This is a genomic window from Streptomyces umbrinus (assembly GCF_030817415.1).
Classification (GTDB): Bacteria; Actinomycetota; Actinomycetes; order Streptomycetales; family Streptomycetaceae; genus Streptomyces; species Streptomyces umbrinus_A.
This window is the reverse complement of record NZ_JAUSZI010000002.1, coordinates 8,216,427-8,240,204: the sequence shown is the minus strand read 5'-3', so window position 1 is coordinate 8,240,204 and position 23,778 is coordinate 8,216,427. Positions and strand designations below refer to the sequence as shown.

The 23,778-nt window shown below is 66.8% G+C and carries 21 protein-coding genes; 11 read left to right on the top strand and 10 right to left on the bottom strand.

The window, feature by feature from the left end; genetic code table 11:
- Positions 1 to 26 precede the first annotated feature (26 nt).
- Both QF035_RS36405 and QF035_RS36400 read right to left on the bottom strand, forming a co-directional pair.
- Complete coding sequence (locus QF035_RS36405) at positions 27 to 212, bottom strand: DUF397 domain-containing protein (RefSeq protein WP_307525035.1); 186 nt, start codon at positions 210 to 212, stop codon at positions 27 to 29.
- Entirely contained in the window at positions 209 to 1,087 is an 879-nt protein-coding gene (locus QF035_RS36400) for a helix-turn-helix domain-containing protein (protein ID WP_373466790.1), read from the bottom strand. The genes QF035_RS36405 and QF035_RS36400 overlap by 4 nt, the downstream gene beginning before the upstream one ends.
- A gap of 162 nt (positions 1,088 to 1,249) precedes the next feature.
- Between QF035_RS36400 and QF035_RS36395 the strand changes: the two genes are divergently transcribed.
- Complete coding sequence (locus tag QF035_RS36395) at positions 1,250 to 1,684, top strand: ATP-binding protein (protein ID WP_307525032.1); 435 nt, start codon at positions 1,250 to 1,252, stop codon at positions 1,682 to 1,684.
- 121 nt (positions 1,685 to 1,805) lie between these two features.
- Here the strand turns inward: QF035_RS36395 and QF035_RS36390 are convergent, their stop codons facing one another.
- From QF035_RS36390 to QF035_RS36370, 5 genes are all read right to left on the bottom strand, one after another.
- Entirely contained in the window at positions 1,806 to 2,444 is a 639-nt protein-coding gene (locus tag QF035_RS36390; protein WP_307525024.1) for a transposase family protein, read from the bottom strand.
- A gap of 228 nt (positions 2,445 to 2,672) precedes the next feature.
- Positions 2,673 to 2,873: a hypothetical protein gene (locus QF035_RS36385; protein ID WP_307525030.1), complete on the bottom strand. Its 201-nt coding sequence runs from the start codon at positions 2,871 to 2,873 to the stop codon at positions 2,673 to 2,675.
- A 70-nt stretch (positions 2,874 to 2,943) separates the two neighbouring features.
- Complete coding sequence (locus QF035_RS36380) at positions 2,944 to 4,767, bottom strand: caspase family protein (RefSeq protein ID WP_307525028.1); 1,824 nt, start codon at positions 4,765 to 4,767, stop codon at positions 2,944 to 2,946.
- A gap of 12 nt (positions 4,768 to 4,779) precedes the next feature.
- Positions 4,780 to 5,109 (bottom strand): hypothetical protein, encoded by a 330-nt coding sequence (locus tag QF035_RS36375; protein WP_307525027.1) that lies wholly within the window; start codon positions 5,107 to 5,109, stop codon positions 4,780 to 4,782.
- A 12-nt stretch (positions 5,110 to 5,121) separates the two neighbouring features.
- Complete coding sequence (locus QF035_RS36370) at positions 5,122 to 5,976, bottom strand: radical SAM protein (protein WP_307525026.1); 855 nt, start codon at positions 5,974 to 5,976, stop codon at positions 5,122 to 5,124.
- Between the two features lie 260 nt (positions 5,977 to 6,236).
- On the opposite strand from QF035_RS36370, the gene QF035_RS36365 reads away from it, so the two are divergent.
- Complete coding sequence (locus tag QF035_RS36365) at positions 6,237 to 6,875, top strand: transposase family protein (protein ID WP_307525024.1); 639 nt, start codon at positions 6,237 to 6,239, stop codon at positions 6,873 to 6,875.
- A gap of 93 nt (positions 6,876 to 6,968) precedes the next feature.
- Here the strand turns inward: QF035_RS36365 and QF035_RS36360 are convergent, their stop codons facing one another.
- Together QF035_RS36360 and QF035_RS36355 are read right to left on the bottom strand one after the other, a co-directional pair.
- The gene (locus QF035_RS36360) at positions 6,969 to 8,282 is read right to left on the bottom strand and encodes a hypothetical protein (RefSeq protein ID WP_307525022.1); all 1,314 of its coding nucleotides are present in this window, start codon (positions 8,280 to 8,282) and stop codon (positions 6,969 to 6,971) included.
- A gap of 182 nt (positions 8,283 to 8,464) precedes the next feature.
- Positions 8,465 to 8,866: a hypothetical protein gene (locus QF035_RS36355; protein WP_307525021.1), complete on the bottom strand. Its 402-nt coding sequence runs from the start codon at positions 8,864 to 8,866 to the stop codon at positions 8,465 to 8,467.
- Between the two features lie 336 nt (positions 8,867 to 9,202).
- Between QF035_RS36355 and QF035_RS36350 the strand changes: the two genes are divergently transcribed.
- Both QF035_RS36350 and QF035_RS36345 read left to right on the top strand, forming a co-directional pair.
- A complete protein-coding gene (locus QF035_RS36350) occupies positions 9,203 to 11,104 on the top strand; it encodes an AAA family ATPase (protein WP_307525019.1) in 1,902 nt (633 codons plus the stop codon).
- Entirely contained in the window at positions 11,097 to 12,365 is a 1,269-nt protein-coding gene (locus tag QF035_RS36345; protein ID WP_307525016.1) for an McrC family protein, read from the top strand. The genes QF035_RS36350 and QF035_RS36345 overlap by 8 nt, the downstream gene beginning before the upstream one ends.
- 3 nt (positions 12,366 to 12,368) lie before the next feature.
- Here QF035_RS36345 and QF035_RS36340 read toward each other — a convergent pair whose 3' ends face one another.
- Positions 12,369 to 14,726 (bottom strand): DUF2786 domain-containing protein, encoded by a 2,358-nt coding sequence (locus QF035_RS36340; protein WP_307525014.1) that lies wholly within the window; start codon positions 14,724 to 14,726, stop codon positions 12,369 to 12,371.
- A gap of 627 nt (positions 14,727 to 15,353) precedes the next feature.
- Between QF035_RS36340 and QF035_RS36335 the strand changes: the two genes are divergently transcribed.
- From QF035_RS36335 to QF035_RS36305, 7 genes are all read left to right on the top strand, one after another.
- Complete coding sequence (locus tag QF035_RS36335; protein ID WP_307525012.1) at positions 15,354 to 17,612, top strand: AAA family ATPase; 2,259 nt, start codon at positions 15,354 to 15,356, stop codon at positions 17,610 to 17,612.
- Positions 17,609 to 18,016: a hypothetical protein gene (locus QF035_RS36330; RefSeq protein ID WP_307525010.1), complete on the top strand. Its 408-nt coding sequence runs from the start codon at positions 17,609 to 17,611 to the stop codon at positions 18,014 to 18,016. Before QF035_RS36335 ends, QF035_RS36330 begins: the two co-directional genes overlap by 4 nt.
- 41 nt (positions 18,017 to 18,057) lie before the next feature.
- Positions 18,058 to 19,695, top strand: coding sequence for a hypothetical protein (locus QF035_RS36325; RefSeq protein WP_307525008.1), 1,638 nt, complete (start codon positions 18,058 to 18,060; stop codon positions 19,693 to 19,695).
- Between the two features lie 116 nt (positions 19,696 to 19,811).
- Positions 19,812 to 20,102, top strand: coding sequence for a type II toxin-antitoxin system Phd/YefM family antitoxin (locus tag QF035_RS36320; RefSeq protein ID WP_307525006.1), 291 nt, complete (start codon positions 19,812 to 19,814; stop codon positions 20,100 to 20,102).
- A complete protein-coding gene (locus QF035_RS36315; protein WP_307525004.1) occupies positions 20,095 to 20,547 on the top strand; it encodes a PIN domain-containing protein in 453 nt (150 codons plus the stop codon). Before QF035_RS36320 ends, QF035_RS36315 begins: the two co-directional genes overlap by 8 nt.
- Positions 20,548 to 20,660: 113 nt before the next feature.
- Positions 20,661 to 22,499: a DUF4357 domain-containing protein gene (locus QF035_RS36310; protein ID WP_307525002.1), complete on the top strand. Its 1,839-nt coding sequence runs from the start codon at positions 20,661 to 20,663 to the stop codon at positions 22,497 to 22,499.
- Entirely contained in the window at positions 22,496 to 23,746 is a 1,251-nt protein-coding gene (locus QF035_RS36305) for an McrC family protein (protein WP_307525001.1), read from the top strand. Before QF035_RS36310 ends, QF035_RS36305 begins: the two co-directional genes overlap by 4 nt.
- Positions 23,747 to 23,778 lie beyond the last annotated feature (32 nt).

The window sequence follows — 23,778 nt, the reverse complement described above, 5'->3', positions numbered from 1 at the left end:
CGTACGGCTGGGCCCGCCCGAAAGGCTCAGCCGTGCGCGGCGTACCGAACGAAGGACGTCCAACCGGCGAGCCCGACCGCGAAGTGAGGGCGTGCCACGTCCTTGGAGTCCCGTACGCAGATGGCCTGTTCGGTGACGGCGACCTCAACGCAACTGTCGCCCTGGCTACCGCTGTAGCTGGACTTGAACCAGGCGAGTTCCGTCGTGCTCATAGCTCTCCTCGGAGTCGCTCCAACAGACCCCGCGATTCTTTGGGGTTCAGGGCCTGCGAGCGCAGTGTGTCATAGCGCTGATAGAGGAGGCTCACCTCTTTTGCGTCGCTGATCAGACGACCGTTCTGCTGCCCTTCCGAGTACGCGAGCCGCCGACGCTCCGGAGTCTCCAGAAGCTGTACGGGACCATCGAGACACGCGTGCAACCCGCCATCCAGCGGCATGATTTGAAGCGTCACATTGCGCGGCGCACTGTGCTCCAGGACGTGGTCAAGCATGGCCCGCATCTGCTCGGCGTCCCCGAATCGGCGCCGGAAGACATGCTCCTCGACGATGAAGCTGAACGGGACGGTCGGCCGCTCGTGCAGCATCCTCTGCCGCTCCAACCGCACAGCCAGCAGCGCCTCCAACTGCCCGTCCGTGACCACTGGAATCGTGCCCTCGAACACCGCCCGCGCGTAGTCCTCCGACTGCAACAACCCCGGCACCAGCCGGCACTCATACGTACAAAGACTCACCGCCACCCGCTCCAGCCTCGCCCACCGCCGGAACCAAGCCGCCAGCCCCGCCTCCCCCCGCGTAAGAAATCTCGCCGACCTCCGCAGCGCGCCCGTGTTGCCCAGCACGTCCTCCGCCCGCTCCACGAAGGACTCGTCCGGCATCCGGCGCCCCAACTCCACCGACTCCACCGTGTGTTTGGAGAACCGGACCAGGTCACCGAAGTCGGCCCTGCTGAACCCGGCGTGCTCGCGCAGAGCCTGGACGACGGCCCCGAAGGTCCGCAGACTGTCCGAGGGGTCGGGCTCCCGCTCCACCTCACAAGCCGTCAGGTCATCACTGCCCGCGCCGTCCATGCTCTCCGTGCAGTCGGTCATACGCGGCCACCTCCAGGTGCGTACGTGCGCTGTTCCCGGCGATCGACTCACCCAGGGTGACGGCAAGATCGACGTACCGTCTACAGAACGTCCCCGTACGCTGACGCAGCGTACGGGCCATACCCCTGGAACACGCCCCCGCGCGCCCGCCACGGTGGTCTCATGAGCGCCCTCACGCCCCAAGCCACCGCCGTCGTACGCACTTTCGCCCAGCGGCTGTCCTCCACCCGCCGCGGCGCACGCCTCGCCCGGCTGCTCGCCGTCGAGCGGCTCCAGGCCTGGCAGGTGTCACTCGCCGTCACCGAACGCGCCGAACAGGTCGTGGCCGAACTCGCTGCCAACGCCGCGCTGCACGGCCGCGTCCAGGGCCGCGACTTCCAGGTCGCCCTCACCCTGGACGAGGCGACCGGCACAGTACGCTGCTCGGTCACGGACGCACGCGGCGAACAACTTCCAGTCATTCCCGCGGCCGACGCGGCGAACGAGTCCGGCCGCGGCCTACTCCTGGTCTCCGCCCTCGCCGACCGCTGGGGCACGGATCCCTATCCGCCGAGCGGCAAGACCGTGTGGGCGGAGATGAGTCCGCGGTCGTGCTGAAGCCCTTTCCCCCACAAGTCAGTTGGGGCAGCTTCCCCGTTCCGCCCCTGCCACGCAGCCTCGCCACGATCCGTTCCCAGCCAGGAGACGCGTGGGGGAGCACCACTCACAGTGAGCGTTTTCAGCGTTGCCTCTCCAGGGTGAGGACGGCTTTGGCGATGACGGTCATACGGTTGGGGCTGATGCGAGCTCTGCGGAAGATCTGCCAAGCCTTCAGTCGTGCCATGCCGCGTTCGACCGGTGCCCTGGCCGCTGCCAGGGCCCGGTTGACGGTGCGCTGGGTGAGGGTGAGTTCGCCGCCCGGTGGGCGTTTGAGTCCGGTGGTGACCCAGGGGCCGGCGCCCTGGTAGGCGCGGTCGGCAAGGGCCGGGATGCCTTGTCGTTCGCAAATCCGGATGATGTGGTGGGTGCGGGCGGCGGTCAGGTCGTGCGCGCGGCCCGGCAGCGCGGGTGAGATCCACAGCACCTCACCGGCGGGGTCGGTCACGACCTGAACGTTCACGCCGTGCCGGCGGTGCTTGGCCGAGTAGTCCGCCCGGCTGTCACCGACACGGTCGCACTCGGCGAGGGTTTCGGATACCCCGAAGCCGGCCGCGATCCGGGCGAGGGCGTCGTGACGCCGTAGGTACACCAGAGCGACGAGCGCGCGTTGGTGCGGCGACAGTTTGCACCGCCGGTCGCCCTCACGGGTGACGATAAGCATCGTGACCCACTCGACCAAAGCATGGGGCAGGTCGAGTGCGGCAGGGTAGATGACCAACGAGGCCCTTGAGCAGCGTGATTGAGACGTCAGACATCTCGATCAACGGCGCGGGGGCCTCGCTCGTTGCGGCCCCCGCCCCACCTCACTGGCGTACCCCGATCAGTGAGCTTCTTCGAGGTGGCCACCGATCAGATGATGGTCCCGAGGCGCGACGAGCGAGGCCCCCGGTCAGTTGCGAAGCTGTCGCTTCCGGCGGTGCGTATCTGGGACAGTTGGGCGAGTGAGTCAGGGGACAACCACCCGATCGGGGTCGTACTGCGGCGGCTTGATCCCCACGACAGGGTTGTCGTCGGACATTCCCATCCGATTCGCGTTCAGCAGGATTGCCTTCGGCGTGTCGAAGGCATTCCCCTGCGCGGCCAGGCCGACGCCCCTGCGTTGCGGGGACTGTAGGCCCTCGGCGACCTTGTGGTCGAAAGTGTTCATCCGCCAGCTGCCCAGCAGCGGCAGTAGCGGATGTTCATGCGAGGGTCCTGGGCGGCCGGGGCCGCTGCCGTCAGCAGCCATCCCGGGTCAACGCGGCCCGCTCGACCGGTGTCAATTCGAGAAGCTCGAGCAATGACCCCGCGCCGCCATCACGATCTTTGAGGGTCAGCAGAAGATCGAACAGGCCAGGGCGTCTGGCCATGTCGATGAGCTGTTCGGTGATCGGCCCGATCCGCCCGTCGGAGGCCAGTTCCACCGCCGCCTGGCGAACCCACGGGTACTCGTCCACGAGACCCCAGCTCAGGACGGTCTCTACTCGATCCGGGTGCTCAGCGGTCCAAGGGTCCGACAAGACCGCCGTGCGCAAGGCGACCGCAGGAAGAGCTCCCATGCGTTCAAGGCTTTTCAGGACGGCACTCGGACGTCTACTGGCAGCGTATGTCCGAAGGTTCGACCTGCCGTCCCGTCGCCAGTTGCCAAACAGGCTTGACAGCAACCACTTGCCGCTCGATGACACCAGCTTTCCCCGTGGCGCCAAAGAGTACAAGTACGTGGAGAGTGGCTCCTCGGCGACTTGAGTAACATCTGTACCGGCTGGGACAAAGAGTCCATTGAGTCTCAGGTGCGTGGCGACTTCTGCAAGTACGCTATCGTCCCGAGTGGCCGTCGCCAGGTCCAGGGCCCAATGTGACAGCCACTCCCGGTCCTTCCCGGCCGCGCGAAAATGCTCAAGGATCTCTGTAATGCCCCAAGAAGTTTTCGCCAGTTGACTGCGCTCGGTGGAGTCGAAGTCGAACTCTCTGCAATCAGTTAGGTACATGCTGGCTAGCCACGTCGCATTAGCCGGGGCGCGAGAGACGAGAACGTTCAGCGCCGCCGTACGGAGGTCGGCGTCGGTGGCGAAAAGGCGGCGAGCACCGATCAGACCGGCACAGACCTCCATCCAATTCTCCGAATTGATCAGGTCGCCAGCGACTTCGTTTCGAATGCGAGAGTGCCCCGGCTGGCGGTCCAAGAATGACCCGACCGCACGTCGGGTAAGCCAGCTTGCCTCGCCAGCAATGCCCGCCGAGAACACTTCGCCGACCAGAACGGATTGATATGCTCGGGGAAGTTCGGCTGCCGAGTACCACATCAACTCCCGAGCCGCCCGGTCCACGCTCTCAAGTCGACTGACGAACCTGTCAGCTGTTTCTCTGGCGCCGACCGCATCGCGTTGCTCCTGAAGAAGGACGACATCCTCATCACCCTCAGCAATATTTACGACACATTTTTCCAGTGCACCCTTACCCGAGTTCAACTCCTTGGCCAAAGTAACGAGTGAAAGTTCCGCCCCGATCACGGAAGCATCTTCTAGCACCTTGATCAAATCCGTCGTGAAAGGGCTCCCCTCGGGCAGGTGGACTGCGGTGGAAAACGCTGCACTCGATGCCAGGACAGAGATCGCCGTGGGGCTGAGGATATCGGGCCTGTTGGCCATACTTGCGGCAGCCCCGGAATGACAGCAATCAAGTATCAACGAGGCTCTCACCTCGGCGCAGCTACGGGCCAGCTCAGATATCGAGAGGTGACCTCGGCCATCATCCAGCGCGTCGGAGAAGGCTAAGGACAGGACGCTTCTGCGAAGCCGGGCATGGCCACTGAAGTAGACGACCAGCAGTTCTTCGTCACGCAGGCCCCTGGACGTCGACGTTAGGACGGCAAGCGCTTCGTTGGCAGACGGGTCCAACATTGTGACGCTTCTCCACATGTCATACGCTTCGCCAAGCCCAAGACGCAGACTTTTGTGAAGATTATGTGCGTCCTGGTGTGCGCAGGGGATATCTTCAAGTTGTCGGCTGCCGGCATACTCCGACACACCTATGGACACCACTACCGTTTTCGTCTGTTTCACTCGGTTTCCCGGTCATTCATCATCGACGGGGGCATCCGAGCCTTCCTCGTCGATCTCGGAGATCGAATACCTCTTGCCGTTCAAGATGATTTCGTCACCGGTCGATGGACGCCGAGAAGGACGCAAAGCGCTGGCGGAAAATTTGAGCATGTCCCACGCGGCAGCAACACCCAGTCCTATGGTGATGTCAACGATTAAGGACGACTTTCTGCCTGGAGCGGGCGCGTCGGTGACCTCGGTCACGACACCCGTCCCGGCAAGATTTTGGATCGTGAGTCCGAGCAACTGGGACACGTACTCCGAGGAGTTGGGGTTGTCTATCCTCGTCACTTCGTCAGACACGCTACAGCCTCGTCATTCGGTGGGAACTTTGACGGGAACCTTGCTGATTTCGAGCATTGCTTCCTCCAGGCTCACTTCCAGGAGGTGGAAGCCTTTGCCGTCTTCGGCCCCGGTCTGCTGAGGACGCATCCGCCCCCCGGGGTGCAGCGTCCAGTAGCCGACGTAGGCGGACCGCGGACGTTCTATCACCTTGGTCTCTGCGTCGGACTCCTCGTGCACCCGGGCGACGAGCGTGCGGAAGCTTGCGTCCTCAACGGCGTAGGTGTCGAAATACTCTTTCGCGTTCGAAGGGTGGGGCTGTATCAGACACCATTCCGGCAGACATTTCTCTTCCAGTGCGCGCTGGAGGCCCGTCAACACTTCTTGCGTGAGAACCGAGGTGAGTACCGTGTTCACTCGAACCTTTGCGCCAAGATCGAGTAGGTCGGTCATAACGCCCATCGCATCATCGAAGGCTCCGATTCGGCCTCGAAGACGATCATGTACCATCGATGTTCCATCTATGGACACGATCACACGCGTGAAACGTTCGTGGTTTTCCAGAAGCCAGCACCGGGACCTCGGCGAGATCACTCCGCTCGTGGTCACGGTCAGATACATACTACGCCGCTCACATAAGTCGACAGCCTCAGCGAATCGATCGTACGAAACGGGTTCGCCGCCGCCGAAATCTACTTTTAGAACGCCGATCTGCTTGAGTCTCTCCGCGATCGACTCAAGATACTTGTGCGGAGTACCGAGGCCGGACTTGGTCGAGAAACAGAATGGGCACGTAAGGGCGCATACATCCGTTATGTGCCACATTACCTGTGGCAGTCCTGTGTGAGGGGCCCCGGAGAAGGTGTTCGCGTCAGGATCGTATTCCATTGTGGCCCCTTGCGTATGGGCGGATGGGTAGACGACTCCCAGCCGCGTCGAAGTGGCCAGCTCAGATTATGGCCGTGCCGATGTCGATGTCGAGTACCGGGAACCGGTCAAACCGGTGGGTAGTACAAGCGCAGGGGTGTCAGCGAATTCTTCGAGGTGGCCACCGATCAGGTGATGGTCCCCGCGAGGCGCAACGAGCGAGGCCCCCGCGCCGTTGATCGAGATGTCTGACGTCTCAATCACGCTGCTCAAGGGCCTCGTTGGTCATCTACCCTGCCGCACTCGACCTGCCCCATGCTTTGGTCGAGTGGGTCACGATGCTTATCGTCACCCGTGAGGGCGACCGGCGGTGCAAACTGTCGCCGCACCAACGCGCGCTCGTCGCTCTGGTGTACCTACGGCGTCACGACGCCCTCGCCCGGATCGCGGCCGGCTTCGGGGTATCCGAAACCCTCGCCGAGTGCGACCGTGTCGGTGACAGCCGGGCGGACTACTCGGCCAAGCACCGCCGGCACGGCGTGAACGTTCAGGTCGTGACCGACCCCGCCGGTGAGGTGCTGTGGATCTCACCCGCGCTGCCGGGCCGCGCGCACGACCTGACCGCCGCCCGCACCCACCACATCATCCGGATTTGCGAACGACAAGGCATCCCGGCCCTTGCCGACCGCGCCTACCAGGGCGCCGGCCCCTGGGTCACCACCGGACTCAAACGCCCACCGGGCGGCGAACTCACCCTCACCCAGCGCACCGTCAACCGGGCCCTGGCAGCGGCCAGGGCACCGGTCGAACGCGGCATGGCACGACTGAAGGCTTGGCAGATCTTCCGCAGAGCTCGCATCAGCCCCAACCGTATGACCGTCATCGCCAAAGCCGTCCTCACCCTGGAGAGGCAACGCTGAAAACGCTCAGTGCTGAACAATGCGAAGAGAGCCACAACCGCGTTCGAGGTTTCGGACAACCCTGTACCACTCACCAAGTGAGTGCGAGCGCGCCTACGCCGACGCGGGCAGCGCAGGGAACACGACCACCGAACCGTCCTTGTCGCGGGCAATCTCAACCGCCACGTCTGTCGTGCGGCTGTTGACCACGACGCCGTCGCCCAGCTTGTGAATCCGGTTTGCCGCGCGCATCAGGCGATCGACTTCACCGGTCGTGAAGACGGGCCTCAGACCCTGCGGGCGTGCAAGCTCCAGCGCCGACAGGCGTTGCAGGACACCAGCGATGCTCGCCTCCAGTTTGTCGAGGCGCTGATGGTCGGTCTTGAGTGCGCGAGCGAAGTTCTCGAACAAGTTGCCAGGGTCGCTCTGGGCATGCTCGACGGCCTGCAGGACGATGACCCGCTGTTTCAGCGCAATGGCCAGGGCAGCGAGTTCGAGGTGGGTGCGGAATGTGCCGCCCTGGTCGTCGACGCCGGGGAACGACTTGGTCAGCGTGCCGATCTCGACGGCCTTGCCGTCCGGCAACTTGTCGAGTGCGCTCTGCCACTGGACAAGGCGGCGGTCAGCGGCGGCCAGTGCCTTGCTGATGGCGTGCACTGCCGAGTCCAGTCCTAGTGAGACACCGAGCTTGTCCTGATCGAGAAGAATGGCAGTGGCTTTGTCAATGGCATCGCGGCAGCCGTCGAGTTCGCTGCGCTCGTCATCGAGCTTCTCTTCGTGCAGTTGCTCCAGCAGTTCTGTGATGTGCTCGATAGCCTGCTGGCGCTTACGGTCGGCATTCGCGCTCACCCCCACCGCTACGGCCATGAGCACGAGCGGCGCGGCCACGGTGAGCGCCGCGCTGCCGGCGACCGCGACGCCGGCCGTTGCACCGGCTCCACCGACTGCGCCTGCTGCTGCCGCTTTACCGACTGGCACGAACGTCGCCTGGGCGGCGATGCCCGTTGAGTTAACGAGTGCACCGTGGACGCCACCGGCCGCCACCTTCGACGCCATCGGACGAACGATGCCGTGACCGAGCTGGGCGGCAACCTTCGCCGGAACCACCATGCGATACAGGCCTTCGCCGGCAGCGGTCGCCGTAGCCGCCGCAGAGGAACTTCGCTGTGATTGCGTAATGAGCTGCGACAGGTGCTGTGCCAAAGGACTCGCGGCATCGAGCGGAATACCTCGGCTGCGGTCGAGCTTGTCGGGTAGAGGATGTACCTCAAGTGTGGCAATCGGCTCGTCGGCCAGGCCGGCCAGCACACTGCGCAGTTCGGCCAAGCGCTCAGCCGTCATCGGCTCGTCTCCGGCCACTGCGGGCACCCGGACGTCACCGGTCGCCAGCGTCCACACCGGAACGATTGCCTTGCGGTCGTCAGTCATCGTCTCCCCCTGTTTTCCAGCGACAGCCTACGGCTGACGTCCGACAAGAACGGCATGAACCTCGTGTATTCGGCTACGGGCGCCGTCTCCAGGTGAACCGACGATCTGGCAACGGAAGGGTGCCCCTCACCTGCGATGATCTGGATTGTCCAGATCAAGAACGTCGTGAAGCCGCGGTCGTCTCACAGACCGGCCCGCGCCAGCAAGATCGGCAACGCCCCCGGCTTGACCTTCTGCACCGACCGCACCTGGCCGAGTTCCAGCTCGTCCCGGCCCACCGGATCGCGGTACAGCGCGTCCGTCGCTTTGGGCAGCAGGGTCACATCGACCCGGTACGGGAAGTCCGGGTCGTCGGGGACCTCCCGGGGCTCCCTGTCGACCTCGCCCACCGCCGATTCCGGGTGGCTGAAGAAGAACCACAGGCGGTCGCCCGGGTTCATGCGGTTGCGTCGGCTGAGCCAGAAGTCGCGTCCGGGGTCTTCGCGGGCGAGACGGCGGAGGGTCTCCTTGCCGGAAGGCTCCCCGTCCAGGGTGTCCTTGTTCGGGTTGAGGATGTAGATCCAGTCCTCCACGATCTCCCCCATCGCCGTGGCGTCCGCTCTGACCCAGGAACGGATTCGCCGTGGCCCGCCATGGTGCCACCCGCGTAGGCCGCCCGCAGGAAGTCACTCAACCTCGGTTTGCTCAGGGGACATTGCCGCCGATTCCGGCATGATGACCTTCATGACAGGTGGGGTGGATGTGCGCGCGGCGGCGGCCGAGTTCGACCGGCGTGCCGTGGCGGAGATCGAGTCGGCGGCCGAGGACGAGCGCAAGCAGGTGCTGTCCCTGTTTCCTCTGGAGGAGTGGGCGGGGCTGCCGCTGGAGCGCTACTCGGGCAGGTCGCGCCGTCCGGATCGGGGCCGGCGTACTGCCGACTCATGGAGTTCGGCACTCCGCACCTGGGCAGCATCAAGGGCGGCAGTGCCGCGAAGCACATCATGTATCACCACGTCTCCGGCGAGTGGCGGCTGGCTGCTCCCCTACGCGGTATGGATCCGCAGGACGCCTGGGCGGAACTGCGCGGACAGTTCGTCCGTGCCTTCGAGGCTGTAGGGGCGGGGGACTTCGAGGCCCTGGACGACCTCGAAGTTCTGCGATTCGGGCCAACGTTGGTGACGAAGTCACTCGCGACCTATTTCCCCCAGCACTTCCTGCCCATCTACGCGGCCGAGCATCTGCGCAGGTTCGTCACCCTGCTGGCCGGCGCGGCGGAGGCCGACGCACCTGCCTGGCGCAGAAATCGTCAGTTGCGGGAACTCGTGGGCGAGCGTGTCGAATTCGAAGGCTGGACGGGGCAGGAGGTGATGCGCTTCCTGTACACGCACTTCGATCCGCGTCCCCGGCAGCGCACCATCTGGAAGATCGCCCCCGGTGAGCGCGGCCGCTTGTGGGAGGAGTGCCGGGACGGCGGGTTCATCTGCGTCGGATGGGGCGAGCTCGGCGATCTCGGCCAGTACCAGAGCGACACCGAACTGAAGCAGGCGTTGGATGAGCACTGGCCGCGCAGCAGTGGGGGCAGTCTGACTCTCGCCCGCCGGCTGCTGGCCTTCCGGGACCTGGAGGCGGGAGACCGGGTCGTCGCCAACCGCGGGATGGACGAGATCCTGGCCACCGGCACGGTCGACGGGAACTACCGCTTCGAACCGGACCGTCCGGAATTTCCGCAAGTCGTCTCGGTGAATTGGGACGTCTCCCACGCACAGAAGCTGTCGAAGCCCCAGCACGGGTGGCGTTCCACATTCGCCAAGGTCGACCCGGCCCTCTTCGCCAAGTTCACCGCACACCACGCCGACTCCAGCCCGGACCTGGGCCAGGCTCAGGCGGGCGTGCCAGTCACGCTGCCCGAGGACGTGCAAGCCGTACTGGACGCGCTGGAGCGCAAAGGGCAGGTGATTCTGCACGGGCCGCCCGGTACGGGCAAGACACGGCTCGCGCTCGGCGCCGCCCTCGCCCTGGCGGGCCGCGCCGACATGCTCGGAGCCGACGCCCGTCAACGTGCCAAAGCCCAGGCCGAGATGCTGCACGGCGACCGTATCCACCTGGTCACCTTCCACCCCTCGTACGGATACGAGGACTTCGTAGAGGGCTTCAAGCCGGACCTGAGCGCCACGGGCCCCGGACTCACCCTCGCCCTGGCGGACGGTCTGTTCCACACTCTGTGCAGCCGGGCTGCCGCCCACCCCGAGCAGACGTTCCTTCTGGTCATCGACGAGATCAACCGCGGTGACCTGCCGCGGATCTTCGGTGAGTTGATAACGCTCCTCGAACTCGACAAGCGGAACCTGCCGGTCGCCCTGCCAATCAGCAAGCGGCGCTTCTCCGTGCCGCCGAACGTCCGGATCATCGGCACGATGAACACCGCGGACCGGAGCATCAGCCACCTGGACGCCGCGGTCCGACGCCGGTTCGCCTTCCTGCCCGTCGGCCCCGACCCGGACGCCGTCTCGGGAACCGTCGGCCCTCTCGACCTGGCCGCGTTCTTCGAGTCCCTCAACACCCGCATCACCAGCCATCTCGACGCCGACCATCAGATCGGGCACGCCTACCTGCTGCGCGACGGCGAGCCGATCGCTACCGAGGAGGATCTGGCCGCCGCCTTCCACCACGAGGTGATCCCGCTCCTGGAGGACTACTGTCTCGGCCGGGCTGACCTGCTGCACCGCATCCTCGGCGGCCTCGTCGACGCGAACACCGGACGCCCCGTCCTCATGTCCTCGCAGGATCTCGCCGACGCGCTGGCGACCGAGTTCACCAGCGGCGCACCGGGCCCCGATGCCTGACCGCACCGAGGTCCGGCTCGGCGAGTACGAGTCCGCCCAACTAGGCTTCGAACAACTCACCCCCAGCGACATCGACCGCCTGGGTGCGCTCCAGGCACGCGGCTGCCTCACACTGTCCCCGGACCGCACCGGGTGGCGGCTCAAGGCCGACGGGACCGTCGGGATCCTGGTCCTGGACCGTGTCCGCCTGATCGTCGAGCCCAAGTTCGCCATTCCAGGAGAGCAGCTCATGAGCTGGCTCGCCTACGCCCTCGGCACGCCCGTCCCGGCGACCGCCAGACGGTGGGCCACCGGCCCGGACGGCTACGCCGACCTGGTGGCCGCCGCCCTTCTCGGGGAGTGCGAGAAGCTGCTGCGGGAGGGGCTGCGCCGGGACTACGTGCGCCGCCAGAGTCTCGAACCGGTGCTCCGGGGGCGTCTGGACGCTTCCTCCCAGGTCACCCGCCGCTACGGGCAACTGGACCAGCTACACGTCCGTACCTTCGACCGGGAGCCGGACAACTGGGACAACCGCGTCCTGGGAAGCGCGCTGAGAGTCGCGCTCAGCCTGGCCGCCGGCTCCGACCTGGCCCGCGACCTCCACGGAATCGCCATCGCCTTTCCGTGCGCGCCCAACCCGACCGCGGCGCTGCGCGCTCTAGACCGCACCCAATACACGCGTCTGAACGCCCGCTACCTTGCCGCCCACACCTGGGCCCGCCTCTTGCTGCGCGGCGGAGGCGTGACCGACCTTCTCACCGACCACGGCACCACGGCGGACGGCCTGCTGCTGGCCATGCCCGCGCTCTGGGAGGCGGTCGTTCGCCGACTGGCAACCGAGGCCGGTTCTCTGCACGGTGGGCACGCCGTTGCCAGCAGCGGCCGGGGGGCGATCACCGTACGTGGAGACCTCGGCAGCACCTCGACCTTCCGACCCGATCTCCTGCTCAGCCTTCCCCGGCGTGACGCGGTCCAACGCACGCTGCTGCCGGTGGACGCGAAGTACAAGCGCTACGACCGCCACAGCATCAGTGCCGCCGACATCCACCAACTCCTCACCTACAGCGTCGGCTACGCCCCCAGCGACGCCTCGAGGGCCGTGATCATCCATCCCCAGCCCGGCGGACACGCCCGCCGCACCCTCCAGGTCGAAGGCCCGCGAGGCGGACTCGGCATCATCGACGTCCTCGGCATCAACACCCATGCGCTTCCCGACTCCGCGACCACGTGGATCCGGTCAGCACTGGCCTCCGCCCAAGCCCCGCTACCGCCACGACGATGACGATCAGGCGGTGAGCTCGTCCCACTCCTCGTTCTCGTCGTCCAGGGCGAGGCCTCCGATGTCAGCCTGCTGCCCGTCCACGTGCCCCTGCCGGTATCCGCTGCCGGTGAAGCGCGTACGCCGTACCTTGCCCAGTTTCGGGTAGCGGGAGGCGACCTCGGTCTCGACCTCGGTGGTCCGGTCGGCGAGGACGAGTGCCACACTGCGGCCCTGCACGGAAGTGTCCGTCGCGGCGGCCTCGGCGCGTTCGCGCTCGCTGTCCTCACGGGCCGCACGTTCGGCTTCTCCGATCCGCAGGGCCACAGCCCGGATGAAGCCGAGCATCCAGGAACGCTTATAGGCCCGCGGGAGCTCCCCCGGCGGCCGGTGCCGCGCGTCTGCCCGGTCGGCGCCTTGCAGCATCTGCAGGCGCAGGCTCGCGTACAGGACTTCGACGGAGTGCAGGTCCGAGGGGAAGCCGAACAAGTGGACCCGGTGCTTGTTCGCCTTGCCCCCTGGATAGATGGGGTGGCAGCGCATCGCGAATGCGATGGCCGACAGGAGTCGCTTGCACTCGCCCATCCAGGGGGCGACGACCTCGACCACACGATCCGCCGGCTTTTCGCGCACGGCGGGGTCGTCGCCGCGAAGCATGGCCTGCTCGATGCCGTACTTGGCCATCATGGCCGTCGCCTTCTGCAAGAAGGCCTCCGCCTCGGCCTTCGTGGCCGCCGGATTCTCGGCCAGGCGCAGGATGGCCTTCACCTTGGCCAGCAACTCATCGGACAGCCGGGCGGACTTGGGCGGCGCCGGCGCCTCGGGGGTGTCCGAGCCGCTCGCGGTGGGGGTGGCATCCGGCTGCCCCTGCTCGTCCTCCTCTTCGTCGTCCCACCCGTCTTCCCATTCGTCTTCGTCGTCCTGGTGGTCCGTGGGCTCTTCGGACGCGATGACGTCTGCCAGGTCATCGACGTCAGGTACCAGTTTCCGCAGGGCGTACAGCACGCCCCGGCACCAGGCCGAGGCGTCGGCGTCCTGGACCTCGGCCCGCAGCGACCGGAGCAGTACGAATCTGCCGTCCGTGCCCCGGATCACGAACTCCAGGCGGGCGTGGCCGAGTTCGGCGAGGGTCAGGAGTTCGCACAGGTCGGTGGCGCTGTGCTGGGAGTAGCGCAGCCCGATACCGGGCTCGGGATACCAGTCCTCCGGTCCGTCCAGTCCCAGCCCCTCGAACAGGGTCCCCTGACGGGCAAGGACGACATCGACGTCCACACGGATCGCGGACGACGAGGCCGTTCCGGAGAAGGCCAGCGCGGCCGCCCGCTCCTGGGGGGAGGTGACAATGTGGTACCAGACCGGTACGGAGCCACGCATGGAGTGCCATGTGAGTTCCCCTCGCGCCTGGCGTTCGGCAGCTTCCTCCGCGACACCGGGGTCGAGCACTCCGTCCGTCCAGGCGCTTGCCGAAGGGTTTGCCACGCAGTCGAGGAATTCGGTCAAGTACGCGTTCCTGTCACGCCGCTCGGGAGACATGGCAGTGCGGAACAGGGTTCGCTCGTAGGCCGAGAGCGAGCGGATCAACGGATCGAGGACCTCGGCGGAGTAGGTCTCTACGGACTCGTACAGCTCTGTCAGGAAGTCTTCCGTCGCTTGGGACGCGCCGCCCGGATGCTTGTCGCACCACGCCCCCAACTCCTGTGCACAGAGCTCCTGTTCGGCGATGAGCGTGAGGTGTCCGGCACCCTGAAGACCACCCTCGTATACGGCCAGGGAGTTCTCGATCGCTTCGACGACATGAGGCTGCGACAGGACCGCCCCCGCGAGCAGACTCAGGGGCTCTTCGGCCTCGTCCGCCAGATGCTCGGTCAACGGCGTGAACGACAGCCCGTTCTCGTGCTGTGCCCACTCGGGGTGCGGGCTGTCGGCCGTCCGCACGCCCCACCGCGAGACCAGCTCGTCGTCGGTCCGGCCAGGCTCGACAGCCCTGGCCCGGTCACTCCTCCAGAGCGCGAGGACGAGCTCCTCCCACTCTTGCGCGTGCCAGGACCACAGCGCCGGGTCCTCGGCCACGGTGAGAGCCGAGCGCAGTCGGCGCACCGCGTCGGCCAGGTCGTGACGATGGCCGTGCGGGATCAGCAGCTCCAGCCACGCGACTGTCTCCGCGACAGGTTGGACGCGTGCCTCGTCTGCCGCGACTCGGCACAGGACCAGGGCGTCCACCAGCCGCCGGTCTCCCAGATCCGCGGGGATCAGCGCATGCAGCTGCGGACCGAAGTCACTCAGTGCCTCGCTCAGCTCAGTGACCCGCGCCCGCAGCCAGACCTTTCGGGCTGAGCCGAAGTCCGCAACCGAAGCCGGTGCATGGGCTGTGCTCTGCTCCGTCATGACTTTTTACGCCCTCCCCATGGGCCAACCGCACGAGGCGGCCGTCCGCACCCCGCGATCGAAACGAGTTCATATCCTATGAACCTCGACAGCGGCCGGATCACGGCCGCTGTCGGTGGCTCGTCATAGGCCGCAGACAAGATCACATCAGGCTCAACAGCAGTCAGGACAGACCTTTTTCAGCCCAGGCGGCGCGCCCATGGCACCGGTGCCCCAACGGGAGTGTCCTGGAGTTCGCCGACAGCATGTATCACGCGATGTTCAAGGTCGAGACTTTCAAGCGCTGACACCTCAGGTGCCCTTGAGACGGACTCGGCGGGCGAAGGCCCTAGAACGAATGTACACATTCTTGATCGATATCTATTCACGCAAACATGTTGATAGTGCTAACAGGGTAGCGTCATGCTCGTGTTGACAACGGCACACCGTCCCCTGGCGACACCTCGGGCACGCCTGCCGCAGCCTCCAGCGCACCCGAGGAAGCCGAGCCATGAGCGACACCGCCTCCGTGATCTACTCCTCGCCCGCCTGCCCAAATCCGGGCTGTCCGTGGAAGAGCAGGCCCAGCTGCGTGCTCTGCTGCCGGCCGCGCAGGCACGGAACGGTGGCCATTCCGGAACCGTGTACATGCAATCCATCACCGCGGCCGGCTGGCGAGGCATCGGGCCCGCCGCCACCGTCCAGCTGCGCCCCGGCCCCGGGCTGACGCTGGTGACGGGCCGCAACGGTTCCGGGAAGTCGAGCTTCGCCGAGGCCGCGGAGATGGCTCTGACGGGCGACAACTTCCGCTGGCAGGGGCGCACTCAGGTGTGGAAGAAGGGTTGGCGCAACCTCCACGAGCACTCCTCGCCCGAGGTCGCTGTCGAACTCTGCTTCGACGCTGACAGTGACGGCGCCAAGAAGCCCGTGACCGTACGCCGGGTCTGGCACGGCGAAGGGCTCGATGAGTCCCGTACCGTCGTGGAACAAGCCGGAAAGCCCACCGGCGAAGACCTGCACGACGTGATCGACGCCGAACAGCTGACGCTGTATCGGCCGTTCCTCCCCTACACGCAGCTGGGTGCAGTCATCAACGGGCCGCTCACCGCCTTGCACGACGAGATCTCCCGGATCCTCGGCCTCGAACTCCTCAGTGACTCCGACACGGCGGCCCGGGCTCGGGCCAAGACGCTGACCGAGACCGAGAACGCGGCCAAGGCCCTCACCGCCACAGTGATCCAGGAGCTGTCAACAGTGGACGACCCGCGCGCCGCTGAGGCGGTCGCGGCCCTGTCCGGCCGGAACCCCGACCTCGACCTGGTCCGGGCACTGCTGAAGGGCCACAGTGCCGCGGACGAAGTGCACCTGTCCCGGCTGCGCCGGCTTGCCGCTCTGGAGGGCCCCAACCTCCCGACCGTCACGAAAGCCGTCTCCCGGCTGCGCTCGGCAGCAACCGTGGCCGACGACGCCCGTCATGGCTCCGCCGAGGACGCCCGGCAGCTGATCAAACTGCTCGATACGGCGCTGGAACACCGCCGCCGCCACCCCGACGTCTCCGACTGCCCGGTCTGCGGCAGCACGGATCTGCTGGACCGCGCCTGGGCGGAGCGGACGCGCGCGCAGGTCGAAAGACTCCAGGCAGAGGCGGCCGACGCCGAGGCCGCACACCGCGAACTGACGGCCGCTGTACGGGAGATGCACGACCTGATGCAGCCTCCTCCTGCCTGGCTCCAGGCCGACGAACCCTCGCTCGCCGCACTCTGGCGCGATCTGACGGCCTGCCGCGCCGCACGCGAGCCACGCGAGCTGGCGGACCGCGCGGAACGCGCCGCGGCCGTCCTCGCCGACGCTTGCCTCCAAGTGCGCGACGACGCCATCCGCCGCATCACGGCACAGGACGGGCGCTGGCAGCCTGTAGCAGCACGGCTGTCCACGTGGCTTGGGCAGGCGGAGGCCGCGCAGGCTACGAAGCCGGTCACCAAGCAGATCAAGGCGGTACGCGCCTGGCTGCGCGCGCTCACCGATGAGTTGCGGGACGCCCGGTTCAAGCCGTTCGCCGACCAATCCGGGGAGATCTGGCGGCTGTTGTGCGAGCGCAGCAGTGTCTCGCTGGGTGCGATCGGGCTCGCGGGCGTCGGCCCGCAGCGGCAGGTCAGTCTTCCCGTCTCCGTGGACGACGCAGACGCGCCCGCGTTCGGCGTCATGAGCCAGGGTGAGCTGCACTCACTCGCCCTCTCCCTGTTCATCCCGCGCGCCACCCATCAGGACAGCCCGTTCGGTTTCGTGATCATCGACGACCCGGTGCAGTCCATGGATCCGGAGAAGGTGGACGGCCTCGCCAGGGTCCTCGATCTGTACGCCCAGCACCGGCAGGTCGTCGTCTTCACCCACGACGCCCGGCTCAAGGAGGCCATCAGCCGGCTCGGTCTGCGAGCCACGGTCATGGCGGTCTCCCGGCAGATCGACTCCGTCGTCGAAGTCGTCCCCGTCAGCGACCCGGTGAGCCAGGCGCTGGAGGACGCGAGGGCCGTCGCCCGCGACCCCCATCTGCCGCCGGAGGTGGCCGACCGGGTGCTGCCCCCGATGTGCCGCCTCGCGGTGGAAGCCGCGTACCAGGTCATCGCCCGGCGCACCCTTCGTGACGCGGGGCTGGAGCAGAGCAAGATTCAAGAGAAAGTCACACAGCCCGGACCCCTCACCGGCCTCGCCGCGATCGCGATGGGCATGGAGGGGGCGGGACCGGTCGACGTGCTGGACGCGATCGCACGCGATCACGGCACCTCTGCACGGGACTTGATCCGGCAACTGAACCAGGCCTCCCACCAGACCCCGACCAAGCCTGTCGGCGACCGCCGTGATCTGGTCAGGCGTACGGAGCGGCTCGCCAAGGCGGTGCAGGCCCGGTGACCGGTCTCACCCACTCCTCCGCGCCCAGGGCTGGTCTCTCCACGAACGCTCTGGTCACCGCCGCCGACCACCTGCTCAACCCACCGGGCGATACCACTCTCACTCCCGGTGTCCGAGCACGCGCCGCGGCGATGTTGCTCCGTCTTGCCCTCGACGAAACTCTCGACGCCTACTGGCAGATGGTCAGCCCTCGCATGACCCGCAGCAACGGTCGCACCCGGATGCTCTGCCTGCAGTGGTACGTCGCCCCCTCCGTGGCCCGCCAGTGGTACGCCGTATGGTCCGCCCTCAGCGCCGCGTGCCACCACCACACGTATGAACTGCCGCCCACACCCGCCGAGGTGCGGGCCTGGCACCAGGACGTGAGTGAACTGCTGCGTGTCCTGGCCGCCGGCAAAGTCTGAGTCCCCGACCCGCCTCTCTCACGCCCGTCAGGAGTCACACGATGGACGCCCGCCGCTACCGCATGGTGGTCACCAGCCAGGCCGACTACGTGAGGACCGGAGCGCTGATCGACGAGCAGTTGCGTGACTGGCTCACCCAACCGCCGAAGACCTACAACATCGACGCCTTCGTCGAAGGCCGCAACGAGATAGCCCACGGGGTCACCCTCGACCACGACTCGGTCACCGCCGCCACCGGCACCTACGGCCGTTGGCGGCTCCGGGAAACCGCGCCCGGCGGTACATGGCAAACCACCGTGGTGACGCGGCAGATCACCGACGAACCCACCTGGGTACAACTCGACGTCGAACACCTGCCTGACGACCCCGACGCCATTCCCGTACCCGCCAAGACGCCCCGGCTGGCCAAGAGCCTGCTCGACGTGCTCGACGCACGCGATGGCCGGGCAGACGTGACAGCCATGCCTCAGGTCATCGAGACCGAGGACGTCGAATCCGTCATCGACGAACTGTGCGACACCAACCGACGTCTCCCCGTCGTCATGGCGAGCACACCGTACGGTGTGGATTTCGACGCCTGGTTGGAAGGGACGGTCGACCCCCTCGTCCGTCCCCTGGCGGGGCTGGCCATCCTCTACATCCTCACACCGAGCGCCGAGTCGACCCTCAACCGGGCACTGGAGTATCACCGCGTTTACAACGGCGGCATCCGCACCTACCTGCCCGGAGTCGACCCCGCCTGGCCAGCCGACGGTCAGAGGCACCGCGTGATGTCCAAACGCCTGATCACAGAGAGACCGCAGCAGGCCCGCCGCATCCTGGCACAGCTCCCGCAGAGCCTGGCCACCCGCCTGCCGCTGCCCGACGCACTTGACTCCGTACCCGTCATGCGGATGCGGGCCCGGGACGGCATGGGCAGCTCCGACCTGGAGCGACTGCGCGACGAGAACGACGTGTTGCTGGAGATCCTTGAGGAGGCGGGGCGCGAGCAGCGTGTCAGGGCCGACGAGATCCGCGATCTCAAGCACGAACTCCGCCAGACGGAGCTCAACGAGACCCAACTCGTCGTCGACTACGACGAGCAGTACAAGGAATTCCACAAGGCCAGGGCGCAGGTCCGGGAACTGCAGAAACGGCTTCTGGAACTGGGCGCCGCCGAGCAGGCGTACGCGCCGGTGGATCTCTCCGCGAACGCGCCCACGTCCTTCGCGGAGATTCTGGACCGGGTCAGTGACATGCCGCGGGTGCACTTCACCGGACGTCGCAAGTACACCTTGGAACTCGACGACCAGGCCTACGGCTCGTCATGGGTCCGCATGGCCTGGGACGCGCTGCTGGCGCTCCAGGACTTCGCCGACTCGGCCGCGACCGGAAAGGCGAACTGCGACTTCAAGCAGTGGTGCGCCGACGCACCCGAGGGGTCGCACGTCATCTCACCCCGCAAGGTCGTCCGAGACGAGTCGAAGACGGTGAAGACGAACGGCGCCTGGCGCAAAGCGCGCACGTTCCCGGTCCCCGACGGCGTGCATCCGGACGGCAGGGTCTTCATGGGCGCCCATCTGCGCATAGGCGGTGGCAACACCGTCGCACCCCGCCTGCACTACTACGACGGGGCCTGCACCGACCACGGGATCCTCATCGGCTACATCGGTCCGCACCTCAGCAACACCCTGACCTGAGGTGGAAGGGCGACGCGACCCACACCCAGGACCGTCAGGTCCAGTACGCGCTCAGCGGCGACGTAGGCAAAGGCCACAAGCTCGCCGCCATGTAGAACGAGTAGTACGGTGGAGACATGAGTGACAACGCGGAGGTCCCGCTGAGGGAGCTCAACCAGCAGACATCGCGGGTCCTGGCCCGTGTGGCGGCCGGGGAAACAGTGACCATCACCAAGGACGGGGTGCCCATAGGGGACATCGTGCCCCGCGGTGCACTGACGGGCCGGCCCGCCTACCCGTTCCGTACCGACCCCATGGGCGACCTGGATCTTCCGGACCTGGGCGGCCCTGTGCTGGACGACGACGAGATCGAGGCGGCGCTGCGAGGCATGGGCACAGCCGCCGACGATGCGGGGACCGATGACTGACATTCCGGTCGCCATCGCCGACACCAACGCTCTGTATCGGTTGTTCACACCCAAGGACCCCCGCCACGCGGCCCACCGGGAAGCCCTCGCCCGCACAGGCCACCTCGTGGTGTCATCCATGGTGCTCACCGAGCTCGACTATCTACTGACCTCGCGGATCGGCCCCGCGGCGGCCATGAACGCGCTCGACTTCATCGCTGGTCAAGCGGAGGCCCGCCGATTCGAGATCCCCGACACCGCACCACACCTCCGGAGCGCCATGGCCGTGATGCGGGGGTACGCGGACGCGGACGGTGGGGAGGGAGTGGGGCTCGTCGACGCGATGAATGTCGCCCTTGCGTCGGCCTTCCAGACCGCGGACATGTTCACCACGGACAGCCACTTCCGCATGATGCGGCCGCTCACTGGTCAGCCTGCCTTCCGGCTGCTCCCTGACGATCTGTGACGCTTCCTATCTCGTAGTCGGCGGCTGCCCGTACGGTTCGGGACTGTTGTCAGTGCGGGCCCCTACTGTTGCAAGGGATCTTCTGTCGCTTCTGTCGAGGGGGAGCAGGGACAATGGTTGACGAGCACACGGAATACCCGGAGTTCCGGCTGCGGCTGCCGAACGGGGACGGGATCAACCGGGCGCGTGGAGTGCTGCTGGACGAGACCGGGACGAACGGGAGCAGGAAGTTCCTCGTGCGGGCCGGATCACCCGCGCGCGATCATGTGATGCCGTCGCTCGCCACACACTTCAAGAGCCCATCCAGGCGGCGCACAGAGCTCAAAGAACAGGGCGTACTCGTTGCTTCCACGCGCTGGCCGGGCTGGTTGGAACTGACAGAGGACGTGGTGTGCGGCTCGCCCTCCTTCGCCGCCGTGCTGCTGGTCGGCGCCCCTCGCAACGGGTGGGAGGAGTGGCGGACCGAGGACGGAGCACCGCTGTCCGACTATATGTCGGGGGTGTGGGCGGGCCCCAACCGCCCCTGGCTCATCCGCGGTTCGAACGTCACGGGGCTGGACCTGGTCCAGCGCCTCTGGCTTCCCGAGGGCCGCATCTCCCTCGCCGCTTCCCGACTCCGGCAGGGCGTGCGGCAGGGCACCAGCAAGGACGACCTGCGCACCTTCGTCCAGGAAGACTACGAGTCGACGGCCACATACGGACAGAAACAGCAGCTCGTCGAGGAGCTGCACGCCTTCCTCTCCCGGATGAAGCCCGGCGACACGGTGTGCACCATCTCCGGCGGACAGTTGTACATCGGTGAGGTCACCGGCGAGGCGGAGCAAACGGAGTCAGAGGACCGGCGGTCCAATCTGCGCCGGCCGGTGGACTGGCAGCCGACCGGATATCCGTATGACGATCTTCCGGAGGAGCTTCAGCAGAAGCTGTCGATCCAGCACGACGTCGTCGACCTCTCCACCGTCCAGGCCCTCGTCGAAGGGCTCGGCCTGAGCGACGAGGAGCTGGCGGAAGAGGCCGAGGCCATAGAGCGCGATCCGAGCGTGGAGGTCCCTGCGCTGGTCGCCCGCCGCGAGCTGGAGTTGCCGGACCCCACGGACGAGCTGGCTGCCGAGCTCCTGGTCCACGACACGGAATGGCTGCGCGAGGTGCGCGATCTACTCTCGGACGAGCGGCAGTTGGTGCTGTACGGCCCGCCGGGTACCGGCAAGACGTATCTGGCCCTGAAACTCGCCGAGTTCCTGGGCGGCGGGCCCGAGCAGGTGAAACTCATCCAGTTCCATCCCTCGTACGCGTACGAGGACTTCGTCGAAGGGTTCCGGCCGAAGGAGGACTCGAAAACCAAGGAGGTCGCCTTCAGGATCACCGCGGGCCCACTGCGCGACCTGGCCGCGCTCGCGGGCCGCGAGGGCAACCGGCACATCCCACACTTCTTGATCATCGACGAGATCAACCGCGCCAATCTGGCCAAGGTCTTCGGCGAGCTGTACTTCCTCCTCGAATACCGGAACAAGTCCCTGCAACTGCCTTACTCCGGCGACGACTTCGCGCTGCCGCCGAACCTGTTCGTGATCGGCACGATGAACACCGCCGACCGGTCCATCGCGCTCGTGGACGCGGCGATGCGTCGCCGCTTCGCCTTCGTCGAACTGTCCCCGCGCACGGAGCCGACGAGCGGGCTGCTGCGCCGCTGGCTGGCCAAGGAGGGCAAGGACACCGAGCCCGCCGATCTGCTCGACGCGCTCAACTCCAGGATCGACGACGCCGACTTCCGCATCGGGCCCTCGTACCTGATGAAGAAGGGCGTCTACCGGGAGGGCGGCCTGGAGCGGACCTGGCGGACGAAGATCCTGCCCCTACTGGAGGAGCACCACTACGGAGAGGGCGTGGACATCGAGAAGCGATACGGGCTGGCAGCCCTGCGGCAGTCGCTGGTTCGGGAGTCACTGGGGTGACCGCCGGCACCGAGCCCGTGTTGGCGATCGTGCCGACTGTCGAGTCTGTGCATCTCGTCGAACACGCACCGGCCGTTTCCGTACCTCTGACGGACACCGTCGGCCGGGCCCTCAACGCCGCGCGCATCGTGGACGCCGCTCCGGATCCGTACGCACCGGGCAACTGGTCACTGCGGGCCGACAGCAAGGTCGGTGCTGTGGGCGTCGCCATGCCGGGTGTCAGCGAGCCTGTCACCATCCGCATCACACCGAAGGTGCCCATCGCCCGGCTCTTCTTCCTGCTCGGTCACAGCCTTGACCCGAAGGGTGCCTGGCGTGACGGGCAGGTGTCGGTGGCCGAGCACCGCGAGGTGCTGCCCGCGCTCGCCCACGCCGTGGAGCGGCAGGTGGACCGGGCCCTCCGGCAAGGTCTGCTGCAGGGATACCGGGCGACGGAGGTGACCGCCCTCGTCGTACGCGGACGCATCCGGGAGGCCGAGCAGATACGGCGACACTTCGGCATGACGCTGCCTGTGGAAGTGGCGTACGACGAGTTCACCACCGACATTGCGGAGAACCGCATCCTGCGGGCCGCCGTCGAGCGTCTGCTGCGCCTACCAAGTGTCCCTCGCGAGGTGCGCCGCAGGTTGCTTCACCAGCGTGCCCGCCTGGCCGATGTCACCACGATCGTGCGCGGACAGCCCCTCCCCGGCTGGCAGCCCACCCGTCTCAACTCCCGCTACCACCATGCCCTGCACCTCGCTCGTGCCGTCCTGGACGGAGCCTCCGCCGAGCACGCGCCCGGCGGGCTCCGCGTCGACGGGTTCCTGTTCGACATGAACAAACTCTTCGAGGACTTCGTGACGGTGGCACTGCGGGAGGCCTTCCGGGGCACAGGTCACACGGCCCGTCTCCAGGATCCGCACCACCTCGACACCGCTGCCGAGATCCGCATGAAGCCCGACTTCGTGCTGTACGGCGCGGACGGATCGCCGTGCGCCGTGGTGGACGCCAAGTACAAGGCGGAGAAGCGGGACGGCTATCCGGACGCCGACCTGTACCAGATGCTGGCCTACTGCACAGCTCTCGGGCTGCGCGAGGGACACCTGGTGTACGCGAAGGGCAACGCCTCGCATGCCGCCCACCAGGTGCGGCACGCAGGCATCGTCATCCATCAGCACGCCCTCGACCTGGACCAGGAACCAGCCGGCCTGCTTGCTGACATCGGATCAGTGGCCCAACGGCTGGCGGACACCCCGCGCGTGTGATCGACTGCGGAGTGTTGGAGTCCATCCAGGGT